Origin of the sequence: Pseudomonas hormoni, assembly GCF_018502625.1 — a bacterium.
Classification (GTDB): Bacteria; Pseudomonadota; Gammaproteobacteria; order Pseudomonadales; family Pseudomonadaceae; genus Aquipseudomonas; species Aquipseudomonas hormoni.
The window spans coordinates 4,002,854-4,015,225 of the sequence record NZ_CP075566.1 but is presented as its reverse complement, the minus strand read 5'-3'; the positions used below and the strand labels follow the sequence as shown (position 1 = coordinate 4,015,225).

At 51.3% G+C, this 12,372-nt stretch carries 13 protein-coding genes and 2 pseudogenes; 9 read left to right on the top strand and 6 right to left on the bottom strand.

Features of this window, described 5'->3' with window-relative positions; translation table 11 throughout:
* Nucleotides 1–416 precede the first annotated feature (416 nt).
* Nucleotides 417–623, bottom strand: a complete 207-nt coding sequence (locus KJF94_RS18710) for a hypothetical protein (protein ID WP_214377784.1) — start codon at nt 621–623, stop codon at nt 417–419.
* 145 nt (nt 624–768) lie between these two features.
* Here KJF94_RS18710 and KJF94_RS18705 point away from each other — a divergent pair, with 145 nt between their 5' ends.
* The 3 genes from KJF94_RS18705 to KJF94_RS18695 all read left to right on the top strand — a co-directional run bounded on the left by KJF94_RS18705 (nt 769) and on the right by KJF94_RS18695 (nt 3,127).
* On the top strand, nt 769–1,194 hold the full coding sequence (locus tag KJF94_RS18705) for a LexA family protein (protein ID WP_214377782.1): 426 nt from the start codon (nt 769–771) through the stop codon (nt 1,192–1,194).
* Nucleotides 1,187–2,464 carry a translesion error-prone DNA polymerase V subunit UmuC gene (umuC, locus tag KJF94_RS18700; RefSeq protein WP_214377780.1) on the top strand — a complete coding sequence of 426 codons (1,278 nt, stop codon included), beginning with the start codon at nt 1,187–1,189 and terminating at the stop codon, nt 2,462–2,464. The genes KJF94_RS18705 and umuC overlap by 8 nt, the downstream gene beginning before the upstream one ends.
* A 438-nt stretch (nt 2,465–2,902) precedes the next feature.
* Nucleotides 2,903–3,127: a DUF2188 domain-containing protein gene (locus KJF94_RS18695; protein ID WP_214377778.1), complete on the top strand. Its 225-nt coding sequence runs from the start codon at nt 2,903–2,905 to the stop codon at nt 3,125–3,127.
* Between the two features lie 75 nt (nt 3,128–3,202).
* On the opposite strand, the gene KJF94_RS18690 is transcribed toward KJF94_RS18695, so the two are convergent.
* The 4 genes from KJF94_RS18690 to KJF94_RS18675 all read right to left on the bottom strand — a co-directional run bounded on the left by KJF94_RS18690 (nt 3,203) and on the right by KJF94_RS18675 (nt 8,013).
* On the bottom strand, nt 3,203–3,454 hold the full coding sequence (locus tag KJF94_RS18690) for a DUF6555 family protein (RefSeq protein ID WP_214377776.1): 252 nt from the start codon (nt 3,452–3,454) through the stop codon (nt 3,203–3,205).
* 450 nt (nt 3,455–3,904) lie between these two features.
* A complete protein-coding gene (locus KJF94_RS18685; protein WP_214377774.1) occupies nt 3,905–5,245 on the bottom strand; it encodes an OprD family outer membrane porin in 1,341 nt (446 codons plus the stop codon).
* Nucleotides 5,246–5,453: 208 nt separating this feature from the next.
* On the bottom strand, nt 5,454–6,797 hold the full coding sequence (locus KJF94_RS18680; protein WP_214377772.1) for an OprD family outer membrane porin: 1,344 nt from the start codon (nt 6,795–6,797) through the stop codon (nt 5,454–5,456).
* Nucleotides 6,798–7,089: 292 nt separating this feature from the next.
* Nucleotides 7,090–8,013, bottom strand: coding sequence for a LysR family transcriptional regulator (locus tag KJF94_RS18675; RefSeq protein WP_214377770.1), 924 nt, complete (start codon nt 8,011–8,013; stop codon nt 7,090–7,092).
* A gap of 105 nt (nt 8,014–8,118) precedes the next feature.
* On the opposite strand from KJF94_RS18675, the gene KJF94_RS18670 reads away from it, so the two are divergent.
* The 3 genes from KJF94_RS18670 to KJF94_RS18660 all read left to right on the top strand — a co-directional run bounded on the left by KJF94_RS18670 (nt 8,119) and on the right by KJF94_RS18660 (nt 9,943).
* Nucleotides 8,119–8,874: an SDR family oxidoreductase gene (locus KJF94_RS18670; RefSeq protein WP_214377768.1), complete on the top strand. Its 756-nt coding sequence runs from the start codon at nt 8,119–8,121 to the stop codon at nt 8,872–8,874.
* A 109-nt stretch (nt 8,875–8,983) separates the two neighbouring features.
* Nucleotides 8,984–9,439 carry a nuclear transport factor 2 family protein gene (locus KJF94_RS18665; protein WP_214377766.1) on the top strand — a complete coding sequence of 152 codons (456 nt, stop codon included), beginning with the start codon at nt 8,984–8,986 and terminating at the stop codon, nt 9,437–9,439.
* A gap of 96 nt (nt 9,440–9,535) precedes the next feature.
* Nucleotides 9,536–9,943 carry a nuclear transport factor 2 family protein gene (locus tag KJF94_RS18660; RefSeq protein WP_214377764.1) on the top strand — a complete coding sequence of 136 codons (408 nt, stop codon included), beginning with the start codon at nt 9,536–9,538 and terminating at the stop codon, nt 9,941–9,943.
* A gap of 44 nt (nt 9,944–9,987) precedes the next feature.
* Here the strand turns inward: KJF94_RS18660 and KJF94_RS18655 are convergent.
* Nucleotides 9,988–10,880: pseudogene (locus tag KJF94_RS18655) on the bottom strand (AraC family transcriptional regulator).
* A 113-nt stretch (nt 10,881–10,993) separates the two neighbouring features.
* On the opposite strand from KJF94_RS18655, the gene KJF94_RS18650 reads away from it, so the two are divergent.
* From KJF94_RS18650 to KJF94_RS18640, 3 genes and pseudogenes are all read left to right on the top strand, one after another.
* Complete coding sequence (locus tag KJF94_RS18650; RefSeq protein WP_214377762.1) at nt 10,994–11,335, top strand: carboxymuconolactone decarboxylase family protein; 342 nt, start codon at nt 10,994–10,996, stop codon at nt 11,333–11,335.
* Nucleotides 11,336–11,833: 498 nt separating this feature from the next.
* Nucleotides 11,834–12,040 (top strand): annotated as a pseudogene (locus KJF94_RS30620) (hypothetical protein); the annotation flags it as partial.
* Between the two features lie 29 nt (nt 12,041–12,069).
* On the top strand, nt 12,070–12,303 hold the full coding sequence (locus KJF94_RS18640; RefSeq protein WP_214377758.1) for a DUF2790 domain-containing protein: 234 nt from the start codon (nt 12,070–12,072) through the stop codon (nt 12,301–12,303).
* The last annotated feature ends 69 nt before the right edge of the window (nt 12,304–12,372 follow it).

The window sequence follows — 12,372 nt, the reverse complement described above, 5'->3', positions numbered from 1 at the left end:
AAGCCGCAACTGCCAACGAGCGGTATTTTTCATGGGGCGCTCGGGCGACGTGGGGATTGATATGCGCGATGTGGGCGGAAGGGGGAAAGGTCCTAGGTAAAACACAAGTCGCTTTCGCGCGACGTGGGCCCTACGACTGATGCGCGTGAATGCAGGGAGATTGTGATTTCAAAATGTGTCGAAGCAATTGATGAGGTTACCGTGGTCGGCGCAATAAAAAACGCAGTTTTCTGCGAAGATCGAATAACCCGCTAAGCTGAGGTTTGCTTCAGATCGGCTGTACTGTGAAATGCTCTGCGTTTTGTGAACTCCTCTTTTCATCCCCTTTTTGCCCGCGCGTTTCTCGCGGGTTTTTTCTTTGTTTCTCCTCGCTTTTTCATCTTATCTAACGTGTTTTTTACCGACTACCCAAGCGTTCAATCATTCATCAAATCCGCAATCCCGCGAGTGATATGCGCCAGGTTCAAGTCCAGCGTCGCCAAGGCACCGCGCACGTTGTCGGCAACAGTGGCATGCCCGAGTTTATCTACGCACAAGGCAAGCTCTTCGACAGCCGCGGCGATCGCGATTTGGTTTTCGTTTAGACGATAAAGCAGGGAAGGGATCAGGTCGTTGGTTGGCATGAGCTTGCTCCTTCATAGAAGGAGAAAAGACTAGCACTGACTGAAGCAGTCCTCCGCTTATCGAAAAGTCCTTCATGAAAAATTGACGACAAACACGCTTCGACGTTTACTGTATGTAAATACAGTATTTGTAGAAGGCGTCGCCATGAGCTTCACCATCCTGGGTCCAATCATCGAAGGCGGCATCAAGCTCCCTCGGTGTTCGTTTCGCGTGCCGGCAGGCTTTCCTTCGCCGGCTGCTGACCACATTGAACAGCATATTTCCCTGGACGAGATTTTGAATATCCGTGCGCCGCATGTGTATCTGGTCTCCATTGCTGGAGACAGCATGCAGGGGGCCGGAATTTTTGACGGCGATCTAGCGATCGTGGATCGCGCGCTGGAAGCGGGCCATAACGACATCGTTGTCGCCTTGCTCAACAATGAGCCCATCTGCAAGCGGCTGTGCATACGCGGCACTCAAATGATCCTTCACTCAGAGAATTCTAAGTATCCATCCCGGTACGTTCTTGAGGGAGATGAGTTGTCCATCTGGGGCGTGATCACAAGCAGTGTGCGCAGCCATGTCTAAGCAGGTACCGGTGTTTGCGCTGATTGATTGCAACAGCTTTTACGCAAGTTGCGAACGGGTGTTTCGTCCTGATTTGGCTCGTGTGCCTATCGTTGTCTTGAGCAATAACGATGGGTGCGTCATCGCTCGAAGCTACGACGCCAAACCCTTCGTGAAAATGGGGGAGCCGTACTTCCAGATAAAGCACAAGCTTAAGCAGCACGGCATCGTTCCCTTCTCCTCGAACTACGCGCTGTATGGCGACATGAGCGAGCGAGTGATGTCGCTGATCGAAACCATGGTGCCGGCGGTGGAGGTCTATAGCATCGATGAGGCCTTCGCTGATCTTACGGGTATATCGAATCTAGATGCGTTAGGACGCCAGATACGAAGCGGAGTTCTGCGGGGTACAGGTATCCCAGTAGGTGTGGGGATCGCCCGGACGAAGACATTGGCCAAGCTGGCTAATCACACTGCGAAGCGGCTTCAGTCGGAGACGGGTGGGGTCGTGGATATCTGCGATCCATTCAAGCGTGATTGGGTACTGCGTAATACCGATGTGTCCCAGGTATGGGGAATAGGTCGGCGCATGGAAATGCATTTGGATGCACTGGGCATCAAAACGGCGATGGACTTGGCTAAGGCTGATCAGTGGATGCTTCGCAGTAAATTCAGTGTGGTGATTGAAAAGACAGCTAGGGAGTTGGCCGGTACGCCTTGCCTTGAACTGGATGAACCTGATCCTCCGAAGCAGGAGATTTGTTGCAGTCGAATGTTTGGGAAACGCCTCACGGAATTGCAGCCGATTAAAGAAGCGGTGGCGACGTACATGATGCGCGCCTCGGAAAAGCTCCGTGCTCAGGGATCAGTCTGCAAGAAGATTCGGGTCAGCATCCGCACCGGCATGTTCAATCCAGAGGAAGCAAAGTTCGCCAATGGCCTGGTGGTGGATTTACCGTATCCCACTGACGATGTGAGGCTGCTGACCAAGGCCGCAGTAGACGCGGTGGAGCGTGTGTATCGCCCTGGATTCAAGTTCAGCAAGGCGGAAGTCATGCTGCTCAATCTTTGCCAGCCAGGCGAATACACGGACGACTTGTTCGCTGTCTCACAGCCCGCCGAAGCTACAAGAATAATGGCGGTACTGGACCAAATAAATGGGCGGTGGGGCAGGGGAACGCTGCGTACCGCCAGCGTGCCGAGCAATCCAGACTGGGGGATGCGGCGGGAGATGATGAGCCAGAGTTTCACGACAAGATTGGATCAGTTATGGACGGTCCATTGTAAGTAGAAAAATTGGCGGGAAGCATCCGATACGGTGCGTTCATCCTCTGTAGGTGTTTTGCGCATTCGATGTTTCTGTTTATAGATTTCAACGCTCCGCGATCTCTGTGGCAAGTCTGAAATCCCTGCTCTCCTGCTTGCCATCTAAGCTTGGTGAATCCTGCGAAGGGTGATCGAGGTGAAATTTTTTTGAGCGACCGCTTTCGCGAATGACGCCAGGGGGCGCGGGTTGGGTGGGTAGGCCCGGCACTGGTTGGCGGTATCCAGGCGCGTCAATACTTGGAACTACTGTATTGCCGGCCCTCTCTCACGATTGACTGCTTGAGAATTTACACAAGGGGATGCGCTTGGCGAGTACAAAAAACCGAGATTTTTCACCGTGAAAATTGCTGAAACCTGCCTAAGCCATTTGCAAAAATGCTGTACTCAATAATTGGAGAAAAACGTGGATAACTATCACATTGTTTTAACTGGCAAAGGCTGGCAACTGACAAAGGAGGGGGATGCTAAGGTACTCAAAGCGGCTGAAACCAAGGCTGAGCTTATTGAGGTTGCCGCAGTATTTCTGAAGGACAAAACGGCGTCGCTTAAAATTCATACGTCTGATGGAAAAATACAGGAGGAGCGAACCTACCCAAGATGCGCGGATCCGGCGGCATCAAAAGGTTAAAAACGGCATTGATTGATTTCCAGGTACGGGATCCTTCCCTCCATAGAGTCTGACTCGCAATCGGACTCGCGTTCATCATGAAACCCCTGTCCACTCTAAAGCAGCAGTTTCGCGCCATCTCACCTCTGTAATTCCATACTTTTCAGCTTGCGGTTTGGAAATGACTTTCAGTGGTGGTTTGCCTGGTTTAGGTATGGGGGCAATTCCTGCATCACAGGCCGCCCAATGCCACGCATCACCATTGCTCATCTTTTGCGCGCGGATGATAAAAGACCTCGATTTCTCATGAAGCTTGTACTCGATGATAAAAATATCTGTTCGAGCCATAGGTCCTCCTTACGTTCATAACGTACGGAGTTGTGGCTGACGCAAAAATTCAACAATTTTACGATTTGCGCGTTTCACCACCTAAGTAGATCTGATCCAGGACTAACCGAGAATTTCCAAGCTACCTGAATCGAAGATATTGGCCTCGGCATAAGGGGATTGTCTTGGTGTCTTTGTTTATTCGGGTTTTTAGAAATGATGTTAGTTACCGTATCGTCAGCGAGCTGTGGGGCGGTGACGTAGGCTTCTGGCAGTTAAAGCCAGAAGCCTCACCCGCTTAGAGGAGGCGTTACGTGGACGACACGTCAACATGGCACTTCCGTCGAGCGGAACATGGGATTTTGCAGACGATGTCGTCTAGCGCGCGAGACGACCACTGGATCATTTCCGTGGAGCGGGTCACCTTTTGGCATTGGCCTCCCGTTCTAATTTTGCGTAGGACATTTAGTGCTAAAGAAACGAATAGCTGTAGTTGAAGATCAGGCGTGTCTGATCTGTGTCAGGTAATGCGGAGCCATCACTGCGATAGGTGCCGTGGCGCAACGTTGTCCCGAATCCCTTCAGCAGCCCTGATGGAATGATGTAATCGATCCGTATGTCTCGCTCCCATTCCTTGTGATCACTGCCACCTGCGACATCCTTAATATCGTCACCCCTGAGGTACGAGATAGAGGTTTTTAAGCCTGGTATCCCCAGCTTCGTAAAGTCATAGGAGTACTGGCCGAAGTTCGTTTGCTCACCTGCCCGAGAAAAGTTGCCTACGATGGCGTCGGTAAACAGATAGAACGCGGTGCCTCCGTTGCCCTCGGGACGATTCCGGCCGTCTACAACGTTGCCTTGGTTGAGCCACACAAAACCGCCATCGTCGCTCACGCTTTCATGACCGAGCAGGATTGCATGGCCCCCAAAGCTGTAAGTGAACATCGCACTCCAGGTTTTGTTGTCGACTTCTCCGGGCGTTTTGGCGAAGCCTCCGTTGTTGTTGAAACGGTACCCGACGTCGCCGTTTTTTCCGTCGGAAGAGCTATCGAAATAGCGCAGGTCAGTTTTGAAGGACTGCTCATCTCCTAGCGGCAGGACGTGTACCAGGCCGAGGTAATTTTGTTTGTAGTAGTTTTCGAGTCTGGCGAAGTAGTACTGAAACGTCAGATCCTTCGTTGCCTTCCAGTCTGCACCGGCAAAGCGAAAATCGTTCGAGTCTTTGGTACCGCCTGCTATAGCTAGACCAGTGGAGTTGCTGGTGGCTCGACCTGAAGATTGATCAATTTTGCCGGCGGTTAACGTCAGCCCATCAATCTCCTTGGAGGTGAGGATGCCGCCGCCAAAATTTTGATAGACGAGCCGCGAGTCAGTAGCGACGAGGATGGGCAGATTGGGCGTGAAGATGTTGCCGACACCTAACTCTGTTTTTGAGAGGCGTGCCTTCAGAGTACCGCCCACTCTGCTCCATGAATGGGCTGCGGAGCCGTCACTGTCGCTGGGGAAGAAAGTATTCGCGTCGGGGTGATGACCTTTGCCCCCATCCAGGTGGACAGCCACCAGCGATGCCACGTCCACACCAAAACCTACCGTGCCTTGAGTGAAGCCCGATGTGAACGCGAACTTAAGCGCCGTTGCTGTTTCGCGCTGGTCGAGCCCACCGTCTCGGTTGTCGTTCGAGTAGTAGTACGTGCGATTGCTGACAGTGGCCTGACTGTCTTCTATGAATCCATGCGGCTTGGCATCTTCGGCATTTACCCCGATTGAGAGGCCAGCGAGAATGATCGCTGCTGGCAAGGTCGTTCTTTCCATAAAAGCTCCTGACACTTCGGCGCTGATTGAAAAATGACCCACCCAGCCGTTTTAAAACTGAGCCAGTGCAAATTGGAATTTTTGTAGTAACCAATAGCGTAGCAGTCGAGACACGTCACGAGAGGTGCGGCGTCATATCGATTTTCGGAATGCTGCATGACAATTTCGGCAAGAGTAATGCCTGCTCGTTGGTGAGCTGATAGGTGGCTTAAAAGAAGGCGTAGCTGTAGTTGAAAATCAAGCGGGTCTGGTCAGTGTTGGGTATGCCAGTGTTGTCACTGCGATAGGTGCCATGGCGCAGCGTTGTACTAAATCCCTTTAGCGGCCCGTTTAAAATGCTGTAGTCGATCCTCAGGTCACGCTCCCATTCGGACAGATCGCTGCCACCTCTAGGATTTTTGATGTCTTCGCCTCTCAAGTACGCAACCGAAGCCTTCAACCCAGGTACTCCCACCTTTGCAAAGTCATAGGAATACTGACCAAAGCTCGTTTGTTCGCCAGCGCGGGAGAAGGTGCCAACCATAGCTTTGGTGAATAGGTAAAAGGTGGACCCTCCATTACCCTCAGGCCGATTTCGACCGTCTGTAACAGTGCCTTGGTCTAACCACACGAATCCCCCGTCGTCGCTCACGCTTACGTGCCCAAGCATCAGCGCGTGACCTGCGAGGGTGTAGGTGAACATGGCACTCCAGGTTTTGTTATCTACCTCGCCGGGGTGTCTTGCATAACCGTTGTTGTTATTGAAACGGTACCCGGGCTCACCGTTTTTTCCGTCAGAGCTACTGTCAAAATAGCGAAGGTCAGTCTTGAACGACTGATCAGCCCCAAGCGGCAACACGTGGACCAAGCCCAAGTAATTTTGTTTGTAATAGTTTTCGAGCCTTGCGAAATAGTATTGGAACATCAGGTCCTTTGTTGCCTTCCAATCACCACCGGCGAAACGAAAATCGTTGGAGTCCTTGGTGCCGCCCGCAACCGCCAGCCCCGTTGGGTTACTGGTTGCCCGGCCAGCAGACTGGTCAAATTTACCGGCAGTGAGCGTCAGCCCATCGAACTCTTTGGACGTGATCACGCCGCCTCCAAAGTTCTGAGACACGAGCCGTGCATCTGTATTAGTCAGTATGGGTAGGTTTGGCGTGAAGATATTACCCACCGCTAGTTCTGTTTTTGACCATCGCGCTTTTATGTTCGCGCCTGCTCTGTCCCATGAATGAGCGGAAGAGCCGTCAGAGTCGCTTGGGAAGAAGGTGTTGGCATTGTCAGGGTGATGGCCCCTACCTCCATCCAGGTGAACGGCAACGGACGACTCCAGATCTAGCCCAAAACCAACCGTGCCTTGAGTAAAGCCCGATACGAAATTTAAATTAAGTGCCGTACCGGCTTCGCGCTGGTCGAATCCGCCATCGTGATTGTCGTTTGAGTAGTACATCGTGCGAGAGCTGACAGTCGCTCGACTGTCCTCTATGAACCCATGCGCTGTTGGGTCAGCTGCATCGGCACCAATCGAGAAACACGTGAAAATTATGGCGGCTGGTAGGTTTTTGCTTTTCATAAAAGCTCCAGGGGAGTCGGCGCTGATTGAAAAAAATGGCCTCCTAGCCGCTTGAAGAATGACCTTATGCGGGTTACTGGTTTTTTGGGGAGCTATCTAATAAAGGGTAGCAGCAGAGCACTACCAGAATTAGCGACACGTCATACCGATTGCTGGAATACCGATTGATATTTTCGGCAAGAATGGACCTCAATGGCATTTGTGATCGGGCGATCACACGCCCACGGACTGAGGTTTCATGAATCGCTGGGATAGGAAGGGGGATCAGTAGGCAGGGTAGGGCGTTTAAAGCCTAGGTCGGACTTTCCCAGAGCCAAGATGGATAGGATAGCTTCTTTACGAGGAACTCAGCTAGCACGTCGACTTTTGCCGGACGCGAGTGCCCCGAAGGGGTGACAAAGTAAAGCCCGCCCTCCTGAAAATGCCATTCAGGCAGAATCACCTGAAGCCGTCCATCGCGCAGATATTCACTTGCGACGAATTCTGGCAGCTCGGCAATCGCGAGCCCGGCCAGTACTGCGGGTAGCAAAGCTTCGATATTGGTAACGCGCAACGAGCCCGAAGGTGCAACGCTGGTTTCGTCCCCAGCTGCATTGCTAAGGCGCCATACGTCACTTTGTGCGCGGTATGCGTAGCCCAGGCAATTTCTTCCCATCAAGTCATGCGGGTGATCCGGAAGGCCATACTGCTCAAGGTAGGCGGGGGAAGCGACCAGATATCGTGAAACTGGACAGAGCCTTCGAGCGACCAGAGATGAGTCAGGTAACACCGCGATTCGAATTGCAGCATCAAAGCCTTCGCCGATCAGATCAACTGCACCATCGAATAGATGAAGGTCAATCGAGATATCGGGGTAATTGAGGAGAAACTCCGGAATGATTGGGGCTACCCAACGTACGCCAAACGTCATTGGAATCGCGAGCCGCACAAGTCCTCGCGGGCGCGATGAAAGCTCCCTCGCGAAGCCTTCAGTTAGCTCTGCATCTCGATAAAGCCGACTGGCGTTTTCGGCAATGCTACGACCGAACTCTGTAAGGGCGAGCTGTCGAGAGGTTCGATTCAATAGACGGGCACCAAGCCTGTCTTCAAGGCGGCTAACACCTCGGGAAACGGTGGCGACTGAGACACCCAATACTCTGGCCGCGGCGGCAAAGGAACGCTCCTCTGCGACCTTCGCGAACATTGCCAATCCTTCGAAATCCGGCATCTTGGACATCAACATTTCTGCAACGATGGTTTGCAATCAATTCTATTTGGAAAGGTAGGGTTCGTCGATATTCTTTGGGCATGCGCTTTTTTGCGCTTTTCTGAGGAACATCGAATGTCACGCAAGCTCGAAGGCAAAGTTGCCATTGTCACTGGTGGGTCCACTGGTATCGGTTTGGCCACTGCCATCCGCTTCGCTAAGGAAGGCGCTCACGTATACATCACGGGTCGGCGTCAAGCTGAGCTAGACGCTGCTGCGCTGGCCATCGGTAATAACGCGACCGCTGTACGCGTTGATTCCACGAAGCTAGAAGAATTGGACGAACTGTTCAATGAAGTGAAAGCTCAGCATGGTCGGGTCGACGTGCTGTTCGTAAACGCCGGCGGCGGTGAGCTGCGCAATTTGAAAGACATCACCGAAGATCATTTCGATGATACGTTCGACCGAAACGTGAAAGGAGTGCTCTTCACAGTACAAAAATCGCTGCCACTTTTGTCAAAGGGCGCTTCGGTGATTCTGACCGGATCGACCGCGGCTAGCGGCGGCACTCCAGATTTCAGTGTCTATGCAGCTTCGAAGGCTGCTGTTCGATCGTTCGCACGCAATTGGATTCTTGACTTGAAAGGCCAAGACATTCGCGTGAATTGCCTTACCCCTGGCCCGATCAAGACCCCAGGTCTCGTTGGTCTCGCTGGTCCGGATGAAGCGCATCAACAAGGCATGCTGGACCACTTCGCTTCGTTGATTCCAATGGGCCGTGTTGGCGATCCTGATGAGATTGCCAAAGCGGCTGTATTCCTGGCATCCGATGATTCAAGCTTCGTGAACGGCAGTGAATTGTTCGTAGATGGCGGTATTGCACAGATCTGATTGTGTGAAGACTGGGAAAACGCAAGTTTTCCCAGTATTTATGTAATTTAGATCGACAGGGTTATGGTGGAAGATTTGATTATCTAGGAAGTCTGTCTACGATGATCTTATGCTGCAAATAACCTATTCGGGTGCTGAGATGACAAATGTAAATGATAGTAAAGAGCTGATTGATATTACCAAGCTCTACTTTGGTAAGGCTGATGCTGGTGATCCATCTATCCTAGATCTATTCAGTGACGATGTTCAGCTGTTTTTTCCAAAATTTGGTACTCGCACAGGAAAGGAACAAGTCGTCGCGTTTGTTCAAGGGCTGATGAGCAAGCTTAATAGCCTGAAACACGATATTGATACCTATAACTACATTGCAAGTGGGCGAATAGTAGTTGTAGAGGGCACCGAGAGTGGTGTGGCGAAGAATGGAGAAAACTGGCCGGTTGATGGGCGGTCCGAAGGAAGGTTTTGTAATGTTTTCGAATTCACAGGGACTTTAATTTCACGTCTGCATATTTACGTCGATCCTGATTTTTTAGGTGAAGATGATGATAGGTTTTACTGGGGATGAGCGCCACTGTGTACGCAACTAGTGATGTGAGTATTGCTACAGAGCTAAGTGGTTGTTCGAGAAGAAAGTAGAGTAGTCAATTAGGGTCTAAAGACGATGAACGGGCAAACCAACTTAGAATTCGCTCATTTTTTTTTGCAGAAGCTGGCCAGCGGCGACGCTCAAGCGCTTGCGCTCCAATTCGCTGAGAATGCGGAGTGGGAGGTTGCGGGTGACGTAGGGGCATTACCTTGGCTGGGTAAGCACCAAGGCAAAGAGGCAATAGTAAATTTCGTGAGAGACACTGCGGCTCTGCTTACAAGCGAGAGTCTGGTTATCCAGGATATTTTGGCGAATGATCATCGTGCAATGATCCTAGGTACGCTCGCATCGCGGGTCAATGCCACTGGAAAACTCATTGAAACGTCGTTCGTCCTTGTGCTGGAGATCAGCGATAGGTTGATCACTAGCTTTCGAATGCTAGAGGATACTTTTGCTGTATCGCAGGCAGCACGTATCCATTAGGACCAACGCAAGACTTTGGCCCGACTGGTTGAGATATGGGGAAGCTAAATTTCGCGCCGCACCTTTGCAGGTGCCTCCCCATAAAACTCCTTGAATTTTTTGCTGAACGCCGATTGCGATTGATACCCAACGCTTACTGCAATGTCACTCAATCCTAGGTGAGAGAGACGCAGTAAATTGATCGCTAACTCCATTCTTACTTGGGTCAACAGAGCCCATGGCGCCGCGCCGGCGATCCGCACAAACGTGCGAACAAAAGTCGCTCGTGACATGCTCGCTAATTCGGCAAGACACTCAATTGTCCACTCGAACGGTGGGTCGGCTAGCATCGCTTGCCATGCGCGGCAGAGCCGTTTGTCATTAAGCAAAGCCAATGAACCGGTGGTATGACCATCACTTGTGAGATGTGCTCTCAGGACAAGGGTGAACAACGCTTGAGACAGTGCATCGAGCATGAAACTGGAGCAGATTTCCTGGCCTTCAGCTTCACTGCGCAGCATCTCAACCAATGCTGATAGCGGCCCACAAGCAGTGGGTATCACCAAATAACTAGGCAGCGCTGCGAAAAGCAGAGAAGTACGGTTGAAGTGGAAGCTGCCGCAGAGCATATCGAAGTCGCTACTAGGTCCACCAATGCGATAGGTGGGGACGGCACCTCCATTAGTGATTCTCGGCGATGTCGGCGCCGCGGTGTTGCCCAAGCTGAGCATCACATGGGGAGCCCTGTTGGTAGGAGCAAAATGTTGCCCGCGCGCATTGGCACACTTTTGCCGTTGGGGAAATCGACGCGACATTCTCCGACTAAAACGATGTGATAAGGCGCTTTTCCCAGTGGTTCCTGTTCATGCTCGCGGGCCCAATCGCCCTCAAATTGACAGCGCAAATTGAGACTTCCACGTACGTTGGCCAAACTGATGAGCTTTTCTATCGAATTCATTTTGAGTTGCTCGCGACAAAAAGTGAGCCGATCGAACAAACGTGAACCTCGTCCTTGTAGAAAACTGAGCGTGTCGAAACAGTACAACCCAACCCCGCTCAGGAGCTTAATCAATGTTCGTAAACTGGTCTGAAATGCTGCCTACCATCCAAAAAGCCTTTGGATCGCTGGGCAAAAGTAATCCAAAGATGGTCAAGGCCTATATGGCCCTCGCCGAGGCCTCCTCTGAACACAACGTTCTGGATGCCAAGACGCGCGAACTGATTTCGATTGCCGTCGCTGTCACTACGCGTTGCGATGGCTGTATTGGTGCTCACACCGATGAGGCAATTAAGGCTGGCGCGACTCGTGAAGAAATTGCCGCGACCTTGGCTACCGCGGTCCAGATGAACGCCGGTGCTGCGTATATCTACTCACTGCGCACCCTTGAAGCGTATGACACATTGAAAAAATAGCATGCTAAATCGTAAATCGCCCCGAATACTTTAGTGTGTCGGGGTTTTTTATTCTAAATCAATAAATTAAGGCTGAAGTTTTTAATGAATATTGTTTTCATGCCTTGATGAATCTGCTCACTAATCTGTAGTGCTAATTTTTTCAAAATAATTGGTGTCAGTTATTTCGCTTGCTGTACTGTAATGTGCATGTCTCGCTCGTAGCACCAACTAGTGATATGAACCTCGGCAATTATTTCGCGGTATGGAGTAATCACGTTAGTAACGCCGCAGAGGATCGGAAAACTATACCTTTTGTCGCGAATTGTACGTCCAGGTTGTACATTCCTGATCGTTCACAAAATACAAAGCTAATCTGATATGTGAAGGTGAATTGAGAGTGATAAGTGAGCTTAGCAGACTTTCATATCACCTATGGCTACTTCCCGCGTAGGGATTAATCGAATCTTGATTTCGGGATGTCTGTGATTTGCAAGCCGACTTCGATGTGCCGACTGGCTCGGTGGTGCAGTAGCCTTTGATATGTCTCTCGTAACTTTGAGCGTAATGATCACCACGCCTAGGGTCTTTGTTCTCATTGATGCCGATTCAGGTTTGGCCTTCTTGCCTTGTGGCGGCCACTTAATGCTCGAAGAGGTACGTGTGGAGCTTTCTCTGATTGATGGAGCAGCAGACGCACCAATGCCTTCGCGAGCGACTGGCTAGAACCGCCCAACCTTACGAGAGGAAATGCCATGAAATTTATGATTACTCTATTCTTGACCATTGCTGCCAGTAGCGCGTTTGCCGCCAATGATGTGCAGACAGCCCGCACTGGTGTACCTACGGATGTGGCAAAAATAATCAGCGTTACAGACATTAGGTTCGCATGTGGGGTCGTGCCTGTTGAAATGGTTTATCAAGACTCCCTGGGGGCGCGGCGTGTTGCAACGTACATGGAGGAAGGGGGGGGGTGCCAGACCAATTGAAGGAGCAGAAAAAGCGCATCTGTACCCTGCGATTGGGGCTGGCGGTAACAGCTCAGCCCCGATCGTCCG

What these genes read in the sequence shown, in the direction of transcription:
- KJF94_RS18710 (WP_214377784.1), bottom strand. Translation starts at nt 623, where the DNA reads ATGCCAACCAACGACCTGATCCCTTCCCTGCTTTATCGTCTAAACGAA.
- KJF94_RS18705 (WP_214377782.1), top strand. Translation starts at nt 769, where the DNA reads ATGAGCTTCACCATCCTGGGTCCAATCATCGAAGGCGGCATCAAGCTC.
- umuC (WP_214377780.1), top strand. Translation starts at nt 1,187, where the DNA reads ATGTCTAAGCAGGTACCGGTGTTTGCGCTGATTGATTGCAACAGCTTT.
- KJF94_RS18690 (WP_214377776.1), bottom strand. Translation starts at nt 3,454, where the DNA reads ATGGCTCGAACAGATATTTTTATCATCGAGTACAAGCTTCATGAGAAA.
- KJF94_RS18685 (WP_214377774.1), bottom strand. Translation starts at nt 5,245, where the DNA reads ATGGAAAGAACGACCTTGCCAGCAGCGATCATTCTCGCTGGCCTCTCA.
- KJF94_RS18680 (WP_214377772.1), bottom strand. Translation starts at nt 6,797, where the DNA reads ATGAAAAGCAAAAACCTACCAGCCGCCATAATTTTCACGTGTTTCTCG.
- KJF94_RS18675 (WP_214377770.1), bottom strand. Translation starts at nt 8,013, where the DNA reads ATGTCCAAGATGCCGGATTTCGAAGGATTGGCAATGTTCGCGAAGGTC.
- KJF94_RS18670 (WP_214377768.1), top strand. Translation starts at nt 8,119, where the DNA reads ATGTCACGCAAGCTCGAAGGCAAAGTTGCCATTGTCACTGGTGGGTCC.
- KJF94_RS18665 (WP_214377766.1), top strand. Translation starts at nt 8,984, where the DNA reads ATGCTGCAAATAACCTATTCGGGTGCTGAGATGACAAATGTAAATGAT.
- KJF94_RS18660 (WP_214377764.1), top strand. Translation starts at nt 9,536, where the DNA reads ATGAACGGGCAAACCAACTTAGAATTCGCTCATTTTTTTTTGCAGAAG.
- KJF94_RS18650 (WP_214377762.1), top strand. Translation starts at nt 10,994, where the DNA reads ATGTTCGTAAACTGGTCTGAAATGCTGCCTACCATCCAAAAAGCCTTT.
- KJF94_RS18640 (WP_214377758.1), top strand. Translation starts at nt 12,070, where the DNA reads ATGAAATTTATGATTACTCTATTCTTGACCATTGCTGCCAGTAGCGCG.